The organism is Nocardia sp. NPDC057455 (assembly GCF_042802775.1).
Classification (GTDB): Bacteria; Actinomycetota; Actinomycetes; order Mycobacteriales; family Mycobacteriaceae; genus Nocardia.
The window spans coordinates 1-19,287 of record NZ_JBHVDM010000006.1; the positions used below are offsets into that span (position 1 = coordinate 1).

At 69.0% G+C, this 19,287-nt stretch carries 16 protein-coding genes; 4 read left to right on the plus strand and 12 right to left on the minus strand.

Annotated features, from left to right (window positions below; all coding sequences use genetic code 11):
* Positions 1–9: 9 nt before the first annotated feature.
* Positions 10–1,893 (minus strand): glutamine--fructose-6-phosphate transaminase (isomerizing), encoded by a 1,884-nt coding sequence (glmS, locus tag ACFU5M_RS03750; protein WP_379043182.1) that lies wholly within the window; start codon positions 1,891–1,893, stop codon positions 10–12.
* A 36-nt stretch (positions 1,894–1,929) separates the two neighbouring features.
* On the opposite strand from glmS, the gene ACFU5M_RS03755 reads away from it, so the two are divergent.
* The gene (locus tag ACFU5M_RS03755; RefSeq protein WP_379043185.1) at positions 1,930–2,790 is read left to right on the plus strand and encodes a hypothetical protein; all 861 of its coding nucleotides are present in this window, start codon (positions 1,930–1,932) and stop codon (positions 2,788–2,790) included.
* 27 nt (positions 2,791–2,817) lie between these two features.
* Here the strand turns inward: ACFU5M_RS03755 and ACFU5M_RS03760 are convergent, their stop codons facing one another.
* The 5 genes from ACFU5M_RS03760 to ACFU5M_RS03780 form a co-directional block, all read right to left on the minus strand.
* Complete coding sequence (locus ACFU5M_RS03760) at positions 2,818–3,168, minus strand: hypothetical protein (RefSeq protein WP_379043188.1); 351 nt, start codon at positions 3,166–3,168, stop codon at positions 2,818–2,820.
* A 47-nt stretch (positions 3,169–3,215) separates the two neighbouring features.
* The gene (locus ACFU5M_RS03765) at positions 3,216–5,021 is read right to left on the minus strand and encodes a hypothetical protein (protein ID WP_379043191.1); all 1,806 of its coding nucleotides are present in this window, start codon (positions 5,019–5,021) and stop codon (positions 3,216–3,218) included.
* Positions 5,022–5,079: 58 nt separating this feature from the next.
* Entirely contained in the window at positions 5,080–5,391 is a 312-nt protein-coding gene (locus tag ACFU5M_RS03770; RefSeq protein WP_379043194.1) for a hypothetical protein, read from the minus strand.
* A gap of 127 nt (positions 5,392–5,518) precedes the next feature.
* Positions 5,519–5,827 carry a DUF6802 family protein gene (locus ACFU5M_RS03775; protein WP_379043197.1) on the minus strand — a complete coding sequence of 103 codons (309 nt, stop codon included), beginning with the start codon at positions 5,825–5,827 and terminating at the stop codon, positions 5,519–5,521.
* 95 nt (positions 5,828–5,922) lie between these two features.
* Positions 5,923–6,114, minus strand: coding sequence for a PspC domain-containing protein (locus ACFU5M_RS03780; RefSeq protein WP_040864950.1), 192 nt, complete (start codon positions 6,112–6,114; stop codon positions 5,923–5,925).
* A gap of 147 nt (positions 6,115–6,261) precedes the next feature.
* On the opposite strand from ACFU5M_RS03780, the gene ACFU5M_RS03785 reads away from it, so the two are divergent.
* Complete coding sequence (locus tag ACFU5M_RS03785) at positions 6,262–7,917, plus strand: ABC-F family ATP-binding cassette domain-containing protein (protein WP_379043200.1); 1,656 nt, start codon at positions 6,262–6,264, stop codon at positions 7,915–7,917.
* A gap of 50 nt (positions 7,918–7,967) precedes the next feature.
* Here the strand turns inward: ACFU5M_RS03785 and glmM are convergent, their stop codons facing one another.
* From glmM to ACFU5M_RS03810, 5 genes are all read right to left on the minus strand, one after another.
* Positions 7,968–9,344: a phosphoglucosamine mutase gene (glmM, locus tag ACFU5M_RS03790; protein ID WP_379043203.1), complete on the minus strand. Its 1,377-nt coding sequence runs from the start codon at positions 9,342–9,344 to the stop codon at positions 7,968–7,970.
* A 213-nt stretch (positions 9,345–9,557) separates the two neighbouring features.
* The gene (gene rpsI, locus ACFU5M_RS03795; RefSeq protein WP_379043206.1) at positions 9,558–10,076 is read right to left on the minus strand and encodes a 30S ribosomal protein S9; all 519 of its coding nucleotides are present in this window, start codon (positions 10,074–10,076) and stop codon (positions 9,558–9,560) included.
* Positions 10,073–10,516, minus strand: coding sequence for a 50S ribosomal protein L13 (gene rplM / locus ACFU5M_RS03800; RefSeq protein WP_040864934.1), 444 nt, complete (start codon positions 10,514–10,516; stop codon positions 10,073–10,075). Before rplM ends, rpsI begins: the two co-directional genes overlap by 4 nt.
* A gap of 177 nt (positions 10,517–10,693) precedes the next feature.
* Positions 10,694–12,367: a hypothetical protein gene (locus ACFU5M_RS03805; protein ID WP_379043209.1), complete on the minus strand. Its 1,674-nt coding sequence runs from the start codon at positions 12,365–12,367 to the stop codon at positions 10,694–10,696.
* A 100-nt stretch (positions 12,368–12,467) separates the two neighbouring features.
* Complete coding sequence (locus ACFU5M_RS03810; protein WP_379043212.1) at positions 12,468–14,960, minus strand: FHA domain-containing protein; 2,493 nt, start codon at positions 14,958–14,960, stop codon at positions 12,468–12,470.
* A gap of 106 nt (positions 14,961–15,066) precedes the next feature.
* Between ACFU5M_RS03810 and ACFU5M_RS03815 the strand changes: the two genes are divergently transcribed.
* Positions 15,067–16,512, plus strand: coding sequence for a metallopeptidase (locus ACFU5M_RS03815; protein WP_379043215.1), 1,446 nt, complete (start codon positions 15,067–15,069; stop codon positions 16,510–16,512).
* Positions 16,513–16,519: 7 nt separating this feature from the next.
* On the opposite strand, the gene ACFU5M_RS03820 is transcribed toward ACFU5M_RS03815, so the two are convergent.
* On the minus strand, positions 16,520–17,869 hold the full coding sequence (locus tag ACFU5M_RS03820; RefSeq protein ID WP_379043218.1) for an FHA domain-containing protein: 1,350 nt from the start codon (positions 17,867–17,869) through the stop codon (positions 16,520–16,522).
* A 154-nt stretch (positions 17,870–18,023) separates the two neighbouring features.
* On the opposite strand from ACFU5M_RS03820, the gene ACFU5M_RS03825 reads away from it, so the two are divergent.
* Positions 18,024–19,229, plus strand: a complete 1,206-nt coding sequence (locus tag ACFU5M_RS03825; RefSeq protein WP_379043221.1) for a hypothetical protein — start codon at positions 18,024–18,026, stop codon at positions 19,227–19,229.
* Positions 19,230–19,287 lie beyond the last annotated feature (58 nt).

Genomic DNA, 19,287 nt, shown 5'->3' on the forward strand with positions numbered 1-19,287 from the left:
GCCGCTGAGCTATTCCACGGTGACGGACTTGGCCAGGTTACGTGGCTTGTCGACGTCGTAGCCGCGGGCCTGCGCCACCTCGGCGGCGAAGATCTGCAGCGGGATCGTCGACAACAGCGGCTGGAACAGCGTCGGCGCGCTGGGAATCTCGATGAGGTCGTCGGCGAACGGACGAACCGTGTCGTCACCTTCCTCCGCGATCACGATGGTGCGCGCGCCGCGAGCCTGGATCTCCCGGATGTTGCTCAGCAGCTTCGAGTGCAGCACCGCGCGCCCCTTCGGCGACGGCATCACCACGATCACCGGGAGGCCGTCCTCGATCAGCGCGATCGGACCATGCTTGAGCTCACCCGCCGCGAAACCCTCGGCGTGCATGTAGGCCAGCTCCTTGAGCTTGAGCGCGCCCTCCAACGCCACCGGGTAGCCGACGTGACGTCCCAGGAACAGCACGGTCGGCACCTGGGCGAGTTCCCGCGCGATGGTCCGCACCTGCGGCGCGGTCTCCAGCACGCGTTCCACCAGCTTCGGCATCGCCTCCAGCTCGGCGAACTCCCGGGCGACCTCGTCCGGGTACTTGGTGCCGCGCGCCTGCGCCAAGGCCAGCCCGACCAGGTAGTTCGCGGTCACCTGGGCCAGGAACGCCTTGGTGGAGGCGACGCCGATCTCCGGCCCGGCCCTGGTGTAGAGCACCGCGTCGGACTCGCGGGGGATCTGCGCGCCATTCGTATTGCAGATCGCGAGGACGCGCGCCTTCTGCTCTTTCGCATGGCGCACCGCCTCCAGCGTGTCGGCGGTCTCACCGGACTGGGAGATCGCCACCACCAGCGTCGAGCGGTCCAGCACCGGATCGCGGTAACGGAACTCGCTGGCCAGCTCGACCTCGACCGGCAGCCGCGTCCAGTGCTCGATCGCGTACTTCGCCAGCAGCCCCGAGTGATAGGCGCTGCCGCACGCGACGACGAACACCTTGTCGAAATCGCGCAGCTCCTGGTCGGCGAGGCGCTGCTCGTCCAGCACAATCCGGCCCGCGCCGTCGTGATCGGTGCTGAAATGCCCCATCAGGGTGTCCGCGACCGCGGCGGGCTGCTCCTCGATCTCCTTGAGCATGAAGTAGTCGTGGCCACCCTTCTCGGCGGCGGCCAGGTCCCAGTCGATCGTGAACGGACGGGTGCGCGCCCGCGCGTCCTCGCCCGCGAAATCGGTGACCCGGTAGCTGTCCAGGGTGATCACGACGGCCTGGTCCTGCCCGAGCTCGACCGCCTCGCGAGTGTGCTCGATGAACGCTGTGACATCGGAGGCGATGAACATCTCACCCTTGCCCACGCCCACAACCAGCGGCGTGGAGCGGCGCGCGGCCACGATCATGTCCGGGTGGTCGGCGTGCGTGAAGACCAGGGTGAACGCGCCCTCCAGCCGGCGCAGCACCGACAGCGCGCTGGCCGCGAAGTCACCGGTGGTCGGGCCGTCGGCGTACGCGCGGGCGACCAGGTGCACGGCGACCTCGGTGTCGGTGTCGCTGTGCAACTCGACCCCGGCGTCCTCCAGTTCGCGCCGCAGCGGAGCGAAGTTCTCGATGATGCCGTTGTGCACCACGGCGACCTTGCCGCTGTCGTCCCGGTGCGGATGCGCGTTGCGGTCGGTCGGCGCGCCGTGCGTGGCCCAGCGGGTGTGCCCGATTCCCGTGGTTCCCACGAAACGATCGATGCCGGTTTCGGCGAGCTGAGCCTCCAGATTCGCCATGCGACCGGCCTTGCGTTCCACCGCGAGGGCGCCGGCGCCGTCCAGGATCGCCACACCCGCGGAGTCGTAACCGCGATATTCCATGCGGCGCAACGCGTCAACGACGACGCCGAGCGCGTCCCGGTACCCGACGTACCCCACGATTCCGCACATGGCTCACCACACTACTTATCGGATAACGTTCACGTCGTGTCGGCGTCTGTGAAATCGCTAATGAGCACCCTGACCAGCCGTGGCCCGCACCGCGTGTTGCGTGGCAATCTGGCCATCGCGGGCCAGCCGGGGGTGGTGTTCACGCCCGAGGCCGGGCGGAATCTACCTGCCGTCGCGTTCGGGCACGGCTGGCTGACCGGGGCCGGCCACTACCGCACCCTGCTCGAGCACCTCGCTTCGTGGGGAATCGTGGCGGCCGCCCCCGACACCGAGCGCGGGCCGATTCCGTCACATCTGGGCCTGGCCGCCGATTTGCTCACCACGCTCGACATCTGCACCGGCGTGCGGCTCGGCGACGGCGAGATAAGCGTGCACCCGGAGCGCCTCGCCCTGGCCGGGCACGGCATGGGCGCGGGCGCCGCCGTCATCGCGGCGGGGCAGCGCGACGTCGCCACCCTCGCGGCGCTGTTCCCCGCGCCGACGGCGCCTGCCGCCGAAGCAGTCGCACCCGCACTGGACATTCCGGCGCTGATCCTGGCGGGCGCGTCCGACATCACCTCGGTGAGCTCCAACGCCATCCCGCTGGCCACCGCCTGGAGTGGGCCCGCAATCCTGCGCGCCATCGACAAGGCCTCACACAACGGCATCATCGAGGGCAGGCGCGTGCTCGCCGCAGTAGGTGCGGGCAAGCACGAAGCGAAAACCGCCCGCACCACCCGCGCCCTGCTGGCCGGTTACCTGCTCGCCACGCTGGCGGGCGACAAGACCTACCGCGCCTTCGCGGAGCCCGAAGAGGTCATCCCGCACACCACGGTCATCGATCCCGAAGCGCCACACGAGGAGGAGGCGGCGCCGAAGCTGAAGGTCGGCCAGCTCGCCGCGCTGCTGCGGAAGTAGCCGGCCCACCGGCCGCCGGAGGAGCGGTCAGATCAGCCAGCTCTTGCGCCGATAGAACTTCGCTTCCTCGTCCTCCTCGTCGACCGGTGTCACCAGCTGACCGGCCCGGCGCGCGGTCATCGATCGTGCGATGGCCGCCCGCTGCTCCCGTGCCTCGTCTTGCCGCCGTTGTTGCGCCTCCGCGTCGGCGGCGGCCTTGTCCAGCTCGTCGGCGTGCGTCGTCCAGAACTCGTCCATGTCGGCGGTCAGGCGGTCGGCGAGCTCTCGGCCGGTCGCCGCGGTCTGCTCGTTGATCGCCTGGATCTCGTCGAGCAGCAGCGACATGCGGCGCTGGTTCTCAGCGGCGAGTTGCCTCGCTTCCTCGGCGTAGTTCACCATGCTGCGCCTCCTCGCTCATCGGTTATGCGGACTCGGCCCGGCCGGGCTCACAGCGGGCCCGCCTCGGCGAAATCCGTGCTCAGCGGTCCCGCCTCGGCGAGTTCCGCGCCGCTGTCCACCGGCGCGTCCGATTCCCGCGCGCCCGGATCCGGCATCGGCTTCGGATAGTGCTCGCTGTCTTCCTCGCGCCGGGTGCCCGGTGGGGTTCCGCTCGGCACACCGAGCCGACCGTCGTCGGTTTCCGGTTCCGGATCCAGGTCCGGCGCATTCTCCTCCTGGGCTTTCGACGCTGGAGCCTCCTCTTGCTTCTGGTTCTCCGGCGTCGGGGCCTGCGTATGTTCCTGCGACTCGGGCGCCGGAACATCCGACACCGAGGGTGGTGCGTTCTCGGCTTCCGGCTCGGTCATCGTGATGACCGGTAGCCCTTGCTCGTTCAGTTCGACGGTGAACTTCTGCTCTGCGCCCGTGGCATCGGAGAGTACGAGTTCCAATTCGCCGTCTGGACCCATCTCGAACTTCACATGCTTTCCACCGAGATCGAATTCTGCTTCGGCCCGGGCCTTTTCGATCCCCCCTTCATCCTTCTCACCGTCGGTCTCGGCGTTCTGCGGATCGACACTCTGCATGAGCTTTTCGATCGCGTCGTCTACTCCGCTTTCGATGAGGCCGCTCAGCGCTGACAATCCCTGGTTCACGGCCTGACCGAGAACAGTTGCCACTGGGGATAGTTCCTGGGCCACCTGGCTGAGTGCGGCCAGTCCGTCCAGCGACGGCAACCGGGGCGCGGGCGTGCTCGGAGTGCTCGGCGCGGCCGGGGTATCGGGAGTGCCCGGCGTACTGGGGGTGCTCGGCGCGGCCGGTGTGGCCGACGCAGGGACATCGCTCGGTGTGGTGCTCGCCGGGACCGTGACAGCGGGCGTGCCGGGCGGCCCGGGAGCATTCGTTCCCTGGGGTTCGCCCTGATCGGCGGGTGTTTCCGGCTGTGGATTCACCAGGCCTTCCGGCCGGGGGTAGGCCCTTTCGGCGACCTGCGCCAATGCGTCGGTCAGGTTCTTGTACTGGTCCTTGAACAGGCGATCGACTTCGGCACAGACGTCGACATAGGACGCCGATTTCCGATCGAAGTCCGGCTTGAAGGTTTTGGTCAGCCACTCGTCGGTGACGCTGCGCACCCGGTCGCCGTATGCGCCGGTGAGCAGATTCCTGCTGTCGGAATTGATGAAGCCGAGCACGCTTTTGTTGATCTTGTCCTCCGGCACGGCGAGGGCGGGGAATATACGGCCGAGGTCGCGCACCTGCTCCGCGTCGATCCATTCCCGCGCATTGTGCACGTCGACGATGACTCTCACGTCGTCCGGGGTCTTGCCGTCGATCTTCACCACTTTGCCGCCGCCCACCGGGCCCTCCAGCAATTCCCGGGTGGCGAACGCCTTCGCGGCCACCGCCGAGCGCAGCGAACTCGCCATATCGGCGATCACCGTCATGGCCGCCCGGGCATGTTGCCGGTCCTCGTCGGCGAGGACCGACTGTTTACCGAGCATGTCGAGCGCCGCTGCGGCCGCCGTCCCCTGCCACAACTCGGGGAGTCGACGGGTGTAAACCTGCTGCGCGTCCCATTGCCGATCGGCCTCGGCCAAAGCGACTTTCAGCGCCTCGCCCGCCTGCTCCAGCTTCTCCACCCGCATGCCGCGCTGCTCGTCGTACATCGCCAGCAGCTTGCCGAGATCGCCGCGCCCGCCGTTGCCGCCGAACGCCGCCTCGTACAGCGGCATGAACTCGATCCAATACCGCAGCCCGGCGCTACCCTCGTCCAAAATGGCGTCGATCGCCTTGCCGTGCCAGGAAACCGTCATGAGTCCGACTCCTCGAATGTGTGGTGTCGCCGGTGCGAGCACGTGTCATTCGGCGGTCTCATGTTTTGTTCGTCTCGGAGGCGCGCTGCTGGTCGGTCTCGGCGTAGGCCACCACGGCGGCCCCGAGCGCGTCAGCGGTCGCGGTGGTGGCTTCACTCCAGTTCCGTAGCCACGCGCCGACCCGTTCCAGTCCTTGCTGCACCGCGATGCCTTGCGGCGCATAGTTTCGCCCCGCCTCGTCACCGCTGCCGAACCGGTGATCGGCGACTCGCTTCGCCTGGTCGCGAACAGCGTCCGCCGATCTCCGATAGTCACTGCCCAGCTCACCGAGTTCCCCCGTCCGGACACCGACCATTTCCGACCCGCCCACGGCTCCCCTCCGTCCTCATAGTGTCATTGCGCCGGTGTGAATCTCGCTCGCACCGAGTCCCGCCGTACTTTCTTCGACGCAACACGCCGACACTCGGTTCCCCCGAATTCCGCTCGGACGGCGACGATCAGCTGCCGATCCTGCCCCGGTCGGTGCGAACCCACTCGGAGGTGCCGTCCGGGTGGCGGTAAAATTCCCATGCGGCGTAGTCGCCGTCCTTCTCCACCACGGTGACGTGGTCGGCGAAGCCGTCGTGGTCGTAATCGGTCCAGACCTGCATCGCCTCGTCACCCGTCGTGGTGATGGTGTCGAGGGTGCCGTCGCCATCGATGTCCTGGGTCGGGTGCTGCAATTCGATGGCGCCCAGTCCGCCGAGCGACGAGGACGCGTCGATGCCGGGTATATCCAGACCGGGGAATTCGCTCGAGGTGATCATTACTACTCCTCAGCAGGACTCGTTCGGTGGCGCGTGCCGCACAAGCGGCATCGTTCCATCCTGACACCCGCGCGCGCTCGACGCAGCCCCCCGGGTCACTTCTTCGGCATCAGCAGCCACAGCACCAGGTAGAGGATGAACTGCGGACCGGGCAGCAGGCACGACACCACGAACAGCAGCCGGACGACGTTGGCGTTCCAGCCGAGGTACTCGGCGATGCCACCGCAGACGCCTGCGATCCACTTGTCGTGGGCGGAGCGGGTGAAACGGCGGGTGGGGGCGGTCATTGGTCTTCCCTCTCGTGCGGTGATCGCTACGACGTCCACTGTGCCCGCCATCGCGGGCCCCGCCATCGGCCCGGCGGCCGATCCCGACCCTGATTTCTGCCGGGGCCGACCTCAGGGTCCTACCCTGAGCACGGCAGACTCGTGCTGGTGAGCACCACTCTGCATGCCCGCGGCCTGTCGGCCGGTCACGGCGAGCGCACGCTGTTCGCCGACCTCGATCTGACCCTCGCGCCGGGTGACGTGATCGGGCTGGTCGGCGTGAACGGCGCGGGCAAGTCGACGCTGCTGCGCATGCTCGCCGACCGGTGCGCGCCGACCGGCAGCATCACGCTCAGTCCCCCGGACGCGACGGTCGGTTTTCTGGCTCAGGAGGCGCAGCGGATCCCTGGCGAGACCGTGATCGAATTCCTCGGCCGCCGCACCGGAGTCAGCGACGCTCAGCGGGTGATGGACGCCGCGGCCGAGCGTCTCGCCGAGGGCGGCCCGGATGAGTACTCCCCCGCGTTGGAACGCTGGCTCGCCCTCGGCGGAGCCGACCTGGACCAGCGCGCCCATGAGATCGCCGCCGATCTCGGCCTCGCCGACAGCCTGCCCGGCGGCCTGGACACGCCGATGACCGGTTTGTCCGGTGGCCAGGCGGCCCGTGCCGGCCTGGCCTCGGTCCTGCTGTCCCGCTTCGACATCCTGCTGCTGGACGAGCCGACCAACGACCTGGACCTGAACGGCCTGGCCCGGCTGGAGCAGTTCGTCGCGGGCGTGCGCGTCCCGCTGATGGTGATCAGTCACGACCGCGAGTTCCTCGCGCGCACCGTGAATCGCATCGTGGAGCTGGATCTCGCCCAGCAACAGGTCGGGTTGTACGACGGCGGCTACGAGTCGTATCTGATGGAGCGCGAGATCGCCCGGCAGCACGCGCGCGAGGCGTACGAGGAGTACGCCGACACCAAAGCGGGCTTGGAGGCCCGCGCGCAGATGCAGCGCAACTGGCTCGAGCACGGCGTACGCAACGCACGCCGCAAGGCGCGTGACCCCAGGAAGGTGGACTCGGACAAGGCGGGCCGCAAGCTGCGGGCCGAATCCACCGAGAAACAGGCCGCCAAGGCCAGGCAGACCCAGCGCCGCATCGAACGACTCGACGTGGTGGAGGAACCGCGCAAGGAGTGGGATCTGCGCATGAGCATCGCCCCCGCCCCGCGCAGCGGCTCGGTGGTGGCGACGCTGTCCCGGGCGACCGTCATTCGCGGCGACTGGACGTTGGGCCCGATCACCACCCAGGTGGACTGGGCGGACCGCATCGTGCTCACCGGGGCGAACGGCTCCGGGAAGTCCACCCTGCTGGCACTGTTGCTGGGAAAGCTCCGGCCGGACAGCGGGACCGCGAGCCTGGGCTCCGGCGTCGAGATCGGCGAGGTGGACCAAGCGCGCGGGCTGTTTCGCGGAACTGCCGCGCTGGCCGACACTTTCGGCACCGAACTGCCGGATCTACCGGAGGCGGAGGCACGCACACTGCTGGCGAAATTCGGCCTGCGTGGCCCGCACGTGTTGCGCCCGTGTGACACCCTCTCCCCCGGCGAACGCACCCGCGCCGCCCTCGCCCTGCTGCAAGCCCGCGGGGTGAACCTGCTCGTGCTGGACGAGCCGACCAACCACCTGGACCTCCCCGCCATCGAGCAACTGGAGCAGGCCGTCGAATCCTTCACCGGCACCCTGATACTAGTGACCCACGACCGCCGCATGCTGGACACCGTCCGGGCGACCCGCCGCTGGCACATGACCGCGGGCGTGCTCACCGAGACAGTCTGACCACGGCCCCGCGTCGGCGCGGCGAACCGCGCCGACGAGAGCGCGGGAAATCACACGGCGGCAACTCTTTTCGCCAGATCGTCGGCAAGCTGGCGTGCCTGCGCCGGGTCGGTGGCCTCCACCATCACGCGCACCAGTTCCTCGGTGCCGCTGGGGCGCAGCAGTACTCGTCCGGAGTCACCCAGCACCCGTTCCGCCTCCAGCACCGCTTCCCGGATCTCGGGCGCGCGTGCGACCACGGATTTGTCGCTGACCGGCACGTTCACCAGGATCTGCGGCACGGTCTGCAGCACGCTCGCCAGGTCGGCCAAGGTGCGCTGGGTCCGCGCCATTCGCGCCATCAGGCGCAAGCCGGTGAGGATTCCGTCGCCGGTGGTGCCGTATCGGGGGAACACCACATGCCCGGACTGCTCGCCGCCCAGGGTGAAGCCGCCGCGCCGCAACTCCTCGAGCACGTAGCGGTCGCCGACGGCGGTGGTACGCACGGTGATTCCGGCCGCGCGCATGGCGATGTGCAGGCCGAGGTTGCTCATCACGGTGGCGACCAGGGTGTTCTCGGCCAGCTCGCCCGCATCGTGCATGGCCAGGGCGATGATCGCCAGGATCGCGTCGCCGTCGACCACATTGCCGTAGGCGTCGACGGCCAGGCAGCGGTCGGCGTCGCCGTCGTGCGCGAGACCGAGATCGGCGCCGTGCTCCACCACCGCGGCCCGCACCTGGTCCAGATGGGTCGAGCCGCAGCCGTCGTTGATGTTCAGCCCGTCGGGCTCGGCGTTGATGGCGATCACCGTCGCCCCCGCCTCCCGGTAGGCGGCGGGTCCCACTTCCGCGGCGGCGCCGTGCGCGCAGTCGACCACGACGGTCAGTCCGGACAGGTCCTGGCCGGTCGCCTCCACCAGGTGTTCCACGTAGCGTTCGTGGGTGCCCGCGAGGCTGTACTGATCCGGGATGCTGAGCCCTTGATCACGCGCGCCCACCGCGCTGCGCACCCGTCCGATGCCCGCGCCGGTCGGGCGGAACGGCGTCTGCGCGGCCATCAGTGCCTCGATCCGGTCCTCGATCGCGTCGTCGAGTTTGTGCCCGCCCGCGGCGAAGATCTTGATCCCGTTGTCCGGCATCGGGTTGTGCGAGGCGGAGATCATCACGCCGAGACACGCGTCGTACAGACCGGTGAGGTAGGCGACGGCCGGCGTCGGCAGCACCCCCACCGCGAGCACGTCCACGCCCGCCGCGGTCAGGCCCGCGGTCACGGCGGCCTCGAGCATCTCCCCGCTGGCCCGCGGATCGCGGCCGACCACCGCGAGCGCCCGCCTCTTGCCCCGGCTCAGGATCTGCGCGGCCGCGCCGGAGACGCGCAGCGCCAGCTCCGGACTCAGCGACTCGTTGGCAAGCCCGCGGACTCCGTCGGTGCCGAACAACCGTCCCATACCTCGCCCCTCATTGGTGATCTGTGGCGTAGGCGTGGGCCCGGGAGGCACCGGCTTGTGCACCACTAGGCCCCGCGAACGCCGCATGTTCATAAAACGCGAGAGCAGGCGACCAGCTGTTCGCTGGGAGCCTGCTCTCGTACAGCTGCCGCGTCGACCGTACCGCGTCCGGCACCGCGCGGGTGCCGGATGCGGAGGGCCGACGCTGCCGAATCAGCGCTTCGAGTACTGCGGCGCCTTACGCGCCTTCTTCAGACCGTACTTCTTGCGCTCGGTGGCACGCGGGTCACGGGTCAGGAAGCCGGCCCGCTTGAGGGCGGGGCGATCCTCCGGGGTGACCTCGATCAGCGCGCGGGCGATGGCCAGCCGCAGAGCGCCTGCCTGGCCGGACGGGCCGCCGCCGACCAGGCGGGCGTGCACGTCGAAGGACTCGGTGCGCTCGACGGTCACCAGCGGCGACTTGACCAGCTGCTGGTGCACCTTGTTCGGGAAGTAGTCCTCGATGGTGCGGCCGTTGAGCACGAAGTTGCCGGAGCCGGGGAGCAGGCGCACGCGCACGACGGCCTCCTTGCGGCGGCCGACGGTCTGCACCGGGCGGTCGATCACGACAGAAGCGTAGGACGCCGCGTCCTCGGAGTCTTCCGAGTCCTCGTAGCCCGCACCGTCCTCGACAGTCTCGGCGGCGTCGAATTCCTCGACGAAGTCCTCGTTGAATTCCTCGGGCGCGGTCACTGGGCCACCTGCTTGATCTCGAACGGAATGGGCTGCTGGGCGGCGTGCGGGTGCGTCGGGCCCGCGTAGACCTTCAGCTTGCCCGCGATCGCGTTGCCGAGCTTGTTCTTCGGGATCATGCCCTTGACGGCCTTCTCCACGAGCCGATCGGGGCGCGTCTCCAACACCTGACCGACGGTCCGCGACTTGAGGCCGCCCGGGTGCCCGGAGTGGTGGTGGATCAGCTTGTCCTGCCGCTTGTTGCCGCTGATGGCGACCTTGTCGGCATTGATGATGATGACGAAATCGCCACCATCGACGTGCGGGGCGTAGGTCGGCTTCGTCTTGCCACGCAGCAGATTCGCTGCCTGGACGGCGAGACGGCCGAGCACTACGTCAGTGGCGTCGATGACGTACCACTTACGGGTCACGTCACCCGCCTTGGGGCTGTACGTAGGCACAGTGCTTCCCTGTCTGTCGTCGGTGTTGCCGGCCCAGCGTGTGGTCGAGGTGTTCCCGGCGGCCGGTGGAGACCCGGGACTCGGTGGACCGTTCGGGCGATTCATCAGGGATTCGACCGGACGTTCCACACGCCGACGAGCCACGATACCAGTGGCGTATCGCGGGAAGAAATCCTGTCAGGTCTCGATCGGCGGGCCGAAGTCCATGGCGCCGGGCGGCCCGGGGATCAAGTAGCGCAAGGTGTCGACGTCGGGACGTCCGCAGTCGGCGACGCTTTCCTGCGCTTCCCGCTGGTCCCCGCGTGCGGTGGTGACCCCCGGCCTCGGTTTGGTGATCGCGTAGGGGGCGGTCGCGCACGCGACCGGATCGGCCGCGGCCGCCTCCTGCGAAACGACCGATCGGGCGTCGAGAACGACCGGCCGCGCGGTCGGTTCCACCCGATGATTCCCGGACGGCAGCGCGACCACGGCCAGCGCCACCGCCCCGACCACGGTATTGGCCCCGAACAAATTGCCTTTCATCTTGTTCCACAACTTGCCCTTGCGGTGCCGGTCCTCGTCGTCGGACTCGGCACCCTGGCCCTGCCATGAACCCTGGTTGCCGGGGTGCGGCGACTGCTCCGGTGCGCCCGGATAGGGCGGCCGCGAGCCGAGGGGTGGCACCGACCCACCGGGCAGCGGCCCCGCGGACCGGCCGCCCGCCTGCTGATCGTCGGGCGCGCTCGGCGGTCGAGTGAAGCGGCTGCCCAGCTCGGCGAGGTTCGGCGGGAGACCGCGCGGCACTTCGTCGCGCCCGATCGTGGTCGTGGCCTCGTCGTGCTCGGTCGGATATCCCGGCCCGTACTGGACGCCGGGCACCGGCCTGCTCGACCGCTGTCCCGCATCCGCCGGTTGCGGCGGCGACGCGGGCTGCGGCGGGTACTCGGCCTGCGGCCGGGTCTCCGCGGGGCGGTGCGGAGCGGGTACGGGTTCGGGGTGCCTGCCCGCCGGCTCCGGCTCACCTGCCTCCGTGTCGCTCACCAGCAGGTGCGCCGCACCGAGGACGAGCGCGTGCATCGGATGGTCGGCCACCTGCAGGCGGTGCCCGAGATGATTCTGGAAAGCCAGACGCAGCGCGTCATTGAAGCGCACGTTGCCCGACAGCAGGACCGTCGAGGTGTCCGCGCCGATCGAGCGGGCCGCAGCCATCACCTCGATCACGACGTCGTCCGCCGACCGGGCGTCGCGCATGGCCTCCGCGTCCACCGGAACGTCGACCGATTCGGTGGGCTGCTCGTCGTCGCCGTGCACCGCGACCACCAGCATGCTGCGACCGTCGGAGTACACACCCGTCGCACCGATGCCGTGCGGCCTGGACCGGTCGGGCGGGTGCACGAGTCCGAGCGCGCGGACATAGCCGGACAGCGCGACGCTCTCCGGCAGCGGCTCGACGACCACGTCGAGCTGTTCCACCATCGAGGCGTACACCTCGACCTTCTCGTCCGGCCAGCTGTCCGGGAACGGCAACGCCACCAAGTCCGGTTTGCCGCGCAAGTGCTTGCCGATCTCCGCGAGCGGGTTGTACATGCGCGCGCGGAAGACCAGCTCGGCGGGCCATGTGGCGCCCGCGACCACGATCTGCGGATGACCGAGGATGTCGCGCACGTCGGCAATCGCCATCCCGAGATCCGGCCTGCTACGTTCCACGCCCGCGGTGTGCAACCGGCCCGACGAATCCGCCAGCAGATATGCCGGCGGCGTCCACATACCCTCCACTTGCACCGGGCGGATGGGAATGCCACCACCACCCGCGGCCACGGACACCACATCCCAGCCGAGATGCACTGCCCCTACTCGCACCGTCACAGGCATAAGTGTGCCCGGTTCGCGGCCGAGATGCTCGTCGTTGCCCTCCGGTACCGTCCGGTGCCGCTTTCGCGTTCCGGGGCGCTCACCGAGCGTTCGAACCGTGTCACGCCGCCAACTTCTTCAGTCGCAGCCTGCGCCAGGTGACGACCGCGAGCAGCAGGGTGATCAGCAGCAGCACGCCGACATCCAGCGCCCAGATCTCCGGCTTGTGCTGCCATAGCGTGTCGGGCTGCGCGTTGAGGAACAGTTCGCGGATGTTCACCGTCGACGCACCGCTCGCGTATCCCCACCGAGCCGGGAACAGCCAGGACACCTGCTCGAGCACGACGCGACCGGTGACCGGGATCAGGCCGCCCGCCATCACCAACTGGCACATGATGGCCACCACCAGCAGCGGCATCACCTGCTCGTTCGACTTCGCCAGCGACGAGAGCAGCAAGCCGACGACCACGCAGCAGATCGCGGTCAGCGCGATATCGATGTACAGCTCGGCGCTGCCGGACGCCAGCACCGCCCCCTCACCCGGCCGCTTCTTACCCGCCAGCACGATGCCGACCAGCACCGCCGATTGCAGCAGCGCGGTCAAGCTGAACACGGCGATCTTCGCCATCAGGTACGCCGAGGGCAACAGCCCGACCGCGCGTTCGCGGTGGAAGATCGTCCGCTCACCGACCAGGTCACGCACCGTGAGCGTGGAACCCATGAAGCAGGCGCCCAGGATCAGAACCACCAGCAGCTGCTGCGTCTCACTGCCGCCTTCTGGCACGAATGTGCCATCGGGTAGCGCTTTCAGCGCGCCGCGCTGGAAACCGTTCTTCCCCGGCACCACCAAGGACAGCCCGCCGAGGATGAACGGCAGGATCATCAGGAAGGTCAGATACCCGCGGTCGGCCAGGATCAGCCGGACCTGGCGACGCGCCAGCGTGGAGAACTGCTTGCCGCGGCTGGACTGCGGCGGACTACCCGCGGGCCCGTACGGCTGCGCGGGCGGCGGGGGCGGCGGCGCGAACGCCTGGCGGGAGCGGTAGGCCGCGAACGCCTGATCCGGGTTGGCCGCGACATTGGCGAAGATTTCCGCCCAGTCGCTCGTACCGAGCGCCGCGCCGACGCCGGCGGGGTTGCCGCAATAGGCGGTCTTGCCGCCCGGGGCGAGCAGCAGCACCTGGTCGCACATGTCGAGGTGCGCCACCGAATGGGTCACCACGATCACCACGCGGCCCGCGTCGGCCAGTTCACGCAGCATCACCATGACCTGGCGGTCCAATGCCGGGTCCAGGCCCGAGGTCGGTTCGTCCAGGATGAGCAGCGACGGACCGGTCAGCAGCTCCAGCGCCACCGAGGCACGTTTGCGCTGGCCGCCGGACAGGCGGTCGACCCTGGTGTCGGCGTGCTCGGTGAGCGAAAGCTCCTGCAGCACACCGTCGATGACCTTCTGCCGGTCCTGCTTGCTGTTGTCCCGCGGCAGCCGCAACTCGGCTGCGAACCCGAGCGCTTGGCGCACCGTGAGCTGACGGTGCAGCACATCGTCCTGCGGCACCATGCCGATACGGGAACGCAGCGCCTCGTACTCGGCATGCAGATTGCGTCCCTCGAACGTGACCACGCCGCCCGACGGTTGGGTGGTGCCCGCGATCAGGCGCGACAGCGTCGACTTACCCGCACCGGAGGGACCGATCAGCGCGGTGAGCGTCCCGCGGCTGGCCGACATGTTCACATCGACGAGCAGTTGCTTGTTGCCCTCGACGGTGAAGCCGACCCCGTGCACCGCCAGCCCTTGCTCGGCGACCGGCTTCTGCCGGTGCACCAGCGTGCCCTGCTGGACGACGAAGTCGACGTTGCCGATGGTGATGATGTCCCGCTCGCGCAGCACCGCCCGCTGCTGACGGTGCCCGTTGACGAACGTGCCGTTCGCCGAGCCGAGGTCCTCGATGGTCAGGCCCTCCGCTGAGGCGACCAGGCGAGCGTGCTGGCGCGAGGCCAGCGGATCGTTGACGACGATCTGGTTGTCGGTGGTGCGACCGATGCCGAGACCACTCGCCGGAATGCGGTCGGGGCGGGCGATGGCCGCCGTGCTCGCCCTGGCCCGGACCGGCGGCATGTTCGAGGTGTCCGCCCTGGTCGTCATGTTGACGTTCAGCGCGGGCGCCGGTACGTCCTGCGGTGGCGGATAGTTCGGACGCTGGAATTGCTGCGCGGGCCGCCGGACCGCGTGCGGCGGCGGTCCCGGCTGCGGCGCCTGCACCGGTTGCGGCGGGCGCACCGAGGGCCGTTGCGGTGGTTGCGGGTTCGCGGGCAGCAAGTGCAACAGCGGGCCGCTGATCGCGTCACCCAGCCGGACCTGCGTGGGGCGGTCGATCGACACGGGCTGGGTCAGCCTGCGCGCGTCCACGAACACCCCGTTGGTGCTCTTGTTGTCGGTCAACACCCAGGCGCTGCCCTGCCAGGCCAGCGTCGCGTGCACACGCGAGACGAGCGGGCTGTCGACGAACAGCGTCACCTCCGGCGCACGGCCCATCGTGACCTGCTGGCTCGAATCGAAAACTCGTTCGTTTCCATCATGGCGCACGGTGATGGTCTGCGCCCCCGGTGAAGACATGCAGCGGATACTATTCCATCGCCCGGACATCGGCGGTGCCCCCGATGCGCCAAATGCCCCGATCCGGCGACCGATGTGAACGTGTAGCGGCCGACGAGGGGGAGCCTTGCCGAGAGTCCGTGCGACCGCGCTGGTTGCGGCGCTGCTGAGTGTTCTGGCGCTGGTCGGGGGCTGTGTCCGGGTGGTCGACGGCCGGGCCGTCTCCATCTACGACGATCCGTTCAAGGTCGCCGGACTGCCCACCACGAGCGGCCCGAGCGGACCGCGCGGCGGCGTTCCGGACAGCACGCTCACCGCGACGAACGGCGACGGCGGCACCATGGACGCGCTGGCGCTCAACGCCATCGATGACATTCAGACCTACTGGCGCGGCGAGTTCGGCAAGGAGTTCCAGGGCGAGTTCAAGCCGGTGGACAAGCTGCTGTCCTGGAGCGCGAAATCCGGGCGCAGCGAGGCGGTCGAGTTCTGCAAGGAGACCACCTATCGCTTGGTGAACGCCGCCTACTGCCGCCTGGACAATTCCATCGGCTGGGATCGGTCGGTGCTGCTTCCCACCATGGAGGAGACCTTCGGGAAGATGGCCGTGGTGATGGTGCTGGCGCACGAGTACGGGCACGCGGTGCAGACCATGGCCAAGATCGTCGGCCCGAAGGACCCGGTGATCGTCAAGGAACAGCAGGCGGACTGCTTCGCGGGCGCGTTCATGCGGCACGTCGCCGAAGGCAAGGCCGAGCATTTCACGATCAATACCTCCGATGGCCTCAACTCGGTGCTCGCGGCCACCGTCGCCATCCGCGACTCCGACCCCGACGATCCGGAGAGCGTGCACGGCTCCGCCTTCGAACGCGTCACCGCCGTACAGATCGGTTTCACCGACGGCCCCAAGGGATGCAAGGGCATCGACCAGGACGAGATCGACCAGCGCCGCGCGAATCTGCCGCAGAGTTTCAGCGACGACCAAGGGCACGGTGAGTTCCCGATCACGAAGGAAACTCTGATCGAACTCACCAAGGCGCTCCAGGCCATCCTGCCGACCGACGACGAGCCGATCTACGACTACTCCCGGGCGAAAATCGACTGCCGCGACGGTGTGGTCACCGAACCGGTGTCGTATTGCCCGGCGAAGAACACGATCGCCACCGACATTCCCGGCCTCGCCGAGCGGGGCACGTCGAATTCCGGCGAGGACGACCCGCTGCCGCTCAAGGTGAGCGGCGACTACAACGGCTATGTCGTGTTCATCTCCCGCTATACCCTGGCCGTCCAGCAGAGCCGCGGCGAGAGCCTGGTCGGCGCCAAGACCGGACTGCGCGCGGCCTGCCTGTCCGGAGTGGTCACCGGCAAGCTCGCCGAATCAGGGCGACCGATCAGTCAGGGTGACATCAAGCTCGCCACGGGCGATCTGGACGAGGCGGTCTCGGGTCTGCTCACCGACGGCTTGGCCGCGAGTGACGCCCAGGGCAGAACCGTGCCCAGTGGTTTCTCGCGCGTCGAGGCCTTCCGCGCCGGAGTCTTGAACGGCGAGAGCGTCTGCGCCGCGCGCTATTCGTAGCGCGGGCTCAGCGGCCGAACGGCGGCGGCGCGGCCAGTTCGAAGCGCAACACCCGGTTGCCGAGCATGATCTCGGTGCCCGGCACGAGCACGATGGACTGGTGCGGCGCCAGGCGCACCCAGTCGCGGTAGCCCGGCAGACGGGTGCGGGTGCCGTTGGTCGAACCACAGTCCACCACCGTGACATCCCAGTTCACCAAGCGAATTTCGGCGTGGGCCCTGGACATGCCACCGGAGGCGTCGTCGACGCGTAGCGGCACGAGTCCACTCTCGGCGGCGGGCGAACGCTCCGGATCGCGGCCGATCACCGCGTCCGCGGCGAGCATGTAGGTCATGCCGTCGTCGAGGATCAGCATGCCCAGCGGCGGGCGGACCACTTCGATCAGTGCCTGGGTCTGGTCGACCGGCATTCCGCAGACGGTGCAGAACGCTGCCCGCGGATCGCTGGGATGCGCTCGCGCGCACTTGAACCCCATCACCTTGACGGTCAGCGCGGTGGCCTTCGCGGTCGCCTCCAGCCTGCGCTGCACTTCCGGGTCGGGCCGCGGCGCGGGATTGGTGCCGCCCACCTGGGTGGGCGCGTGGTGCGGGTCGATCGGCGTCTGCTCGGTCTCCGCGTCGAGCATCGCGGTCGACGGCGCGGTCGGATACCGTGGGCGTCCGGCCAGGTGCTGCGGCTGCGGCTCCGGTCGCTCCCGCCGTCCGGTTTCGGCGGCAGGCTCGTGTTCGACGCGCGCCGTCGGCAGCGACGGCGTCTCGGGGCGGCTGTGCCTACCCGCGGATCGGGACGAACCCCCGTTCCCGAGCATCCCCGCACGGGGGCCCTCCGACCAGACGATCGCGCCACCCGCTTGGGCGATGCCATCGACCAGCCTGCCGATACCGCGCTCGGGCGGCAGGTCCGGAACGCGACCCTTCCCGTCGTCGACGAACAAAGCCGCCGCCAGCGCGGGGACCGCCGCGACCCGATCCACCGTGAACGCCGCGTCGCTGCCCCGATACCGCTCGAGCACGCCGTCGCCGGCCAGCACGGCGGTGATCGCACCGTGCAGGAAGATCGCCACGCCCCCGTTCTCGGCGGCGGAGAGGATGCCGAAGTCGATCGGCTCGCCCGGGCTGATCTGCTCGGCTTGTTTCATCAGCCAGCGCGTCGCCTGCCGCGCCACCGAGGCGCCGGGGCCGCCCGGCTCCCGATCGGTCGCGTCGCGCACCAGTTCGGCCAGCGATTCGAGGGCGACCACGGCGGGCGAGTCCTGGGTCGGCCTGCCCGGCTTACGGTGCGCGACCACGATCACCGCGCCCGCGACCCGCGCCACGGCGTGACTGCCTACGACGACCTCGACCTGCCGATCCTTCACCGGTATCGGCCTTCACCGGGGGTGTAGTTCGGGATCGTCGCCACACCGCCAAGGGTACCGACAAGGGTATTGCGATAGGAAAGCCATCGGTCCCCCTCCCCGGCGTCCGTCGGGTAGCTTCAGTGTCAGCAACGGGAGGAACGAGGGGCCTGAGATGGTTCGGACGCAACGCATCGCGCTCACCGCGTCATGCCTGGCACTGGCAGGGATGCTGGCCGGTTGCTCAGGCATACAGGGGACGCCTACCGCGGGCGAGATCGACGTACGCGCGCTGGAAGTCGGCACCTATCCCGTCGACAAGCACGAGTACAGCCAGGATTCCGGCGGCAAAGGCGCGCAGCTGGAGGGAATGCGGATGTCGGACGCCGTGGTTCCCACCGTGCGCATCGACCCCGCGCTGAAGTTCGGTCGCGGCAGCACCGTCGTCGTAAACGCCGAGCAGGCGCTCGACTTCGTGGCCAAGGTGTCCAGGCCGGTCCTCGACAACCGCAAACTGGTCGTCGGATACGCGGCCAGCGGCGCCGACCGCCCCGATCCCGCAGGCCAGACCAATCCGGCGCCGGAAGCCACCGCGGTCACCAACGCCCTGTTCCGTTTCCCCGACGAGGCCACCGCCGAGCTCGCCGCCCGCGAACTCGAGGACGTCGACGTCGCCGTTTCGCCGGAGAACCGCAAACTTTCGTCGACGAAGTATCCCGACGCCCACATCCACTGGCGGCCCGGCGTTCCCAACGTCGGTACCTTCATGGCGCACAAGGAATTCGTCATCTCCTTGTTCATCCAGCGTCCCATCGCCGATGGCGACGACCTGGTGAAGTGGGTCGACAAAACGCTGACCGCTCAGGTCGCGCGGCTGGACGCATTCACCGCGACACCGGTGAACGAACTCGACACCTTGAAGGCCGACCCGGACGACCTGCTCGCCCGCGTCGCGGTCGCCGACCGCAAGAACCGCGCGCCCGACCCGGCGACCTTCGCCGTCTACGGCGGCTATCACACGGTGCACCGCGCCGACGACGAGTCGGTACACCTGCGCCTGATCGAGGACGCGGGCGTGGACCACATCGGGCTCGTCGACGACAGCTACGTCGCCCGCACCCGGGACGCGGCCGCGGCCCAGAAGCTGGTCACCGGACTGCTGGAAAGCGAAGGCGCGCATTACGACACCCTCGGCGCTCCCAAGGACGTCCCCGGCGCCAAGTGCCTGCAGCTCAACAGCAAGGGCGACCCGGACCGGGAGTACAAGTACCGCTGCTACGTCGCGTACAAACGGTATGTCGGAGTCGTCACCAGTGATAAGGAACCGGACGTGCGGCAGAAGGTCGCCGCGGAGTACGCACTGTTGGCGAACAGTTTCTGAGATGAGCAGCGGTAGGCGCCCGGCGCTTCCGCGATCCTGGGCCTGGGTCGGCCGAAGT

Bases quoted from the DNA above. Each gene is read 5' to 3' on its own strand.
- glmS (WP_379043182.1), bottom strand. From the start codon at position 1,893: ATGTGCGGAATCGTGGGGTACGTCGGGTACCGGGACGCGCTCGGCGTC.
- ACFU5M_RS03780 (WP_040864950.1), bottom strand. From the start codon at position 6,114: ATGACCGCCCCCACCCGCCGTTTCACCCGCTCCGCCCACGACAAGTGG.
- ACFU5M_RS03760 (WP_379043188.1), bottom strand. From the start codon at position 3,168: ATGGTGAACTACGCCGAGGAAGCGAGGCAACTCGCCGCTGAGAACCAG.
- ACFU5M_RS03810 (WP_379043212.1), bottom strand. From the start codon at position 14,960: ATGTCTTCACCGGGGGCGCAGACCATCACCGTGCGCCATGATGGAAAC.
- ACFU5M_RS03805 (WP_379043209.1), bottom strand. From the start codon at position 12,367: ATGCCTGTGACGGTGCGAGTAGGGGCAGTGCATCTCGGCTGGGATGTG.
- ACFU5M_RS03765 (WP_379043191.1), bottom strand. From the start codon at position 5,021: ATGACGGTTTCCTGGCACGGCAAGGCGATCGACGCCATTTTGGACGAG.
- glmM (WP_379043203.1), bottom strand. From the start codon at position 9,344: ATGGGACGGTTGTTCGGCACCGACGGAGTCCGCGGGCTTGCCAACGAG.
- ACFU5M_RS03775 (WP_379043197.1), bottom strand. From the start codon at position 5,827: ATGATCACCTCGAGCGAATTCCCCGGTCTGGATATACCCGGCATCGAC.
- ACFU5M_RS03825 (WP_379043221.1), top strand. From the start codon at position 18,024: ATGGTTCGGACGCAACGCATCGCGCTCACCGCGTCATGCCTGGCACTG.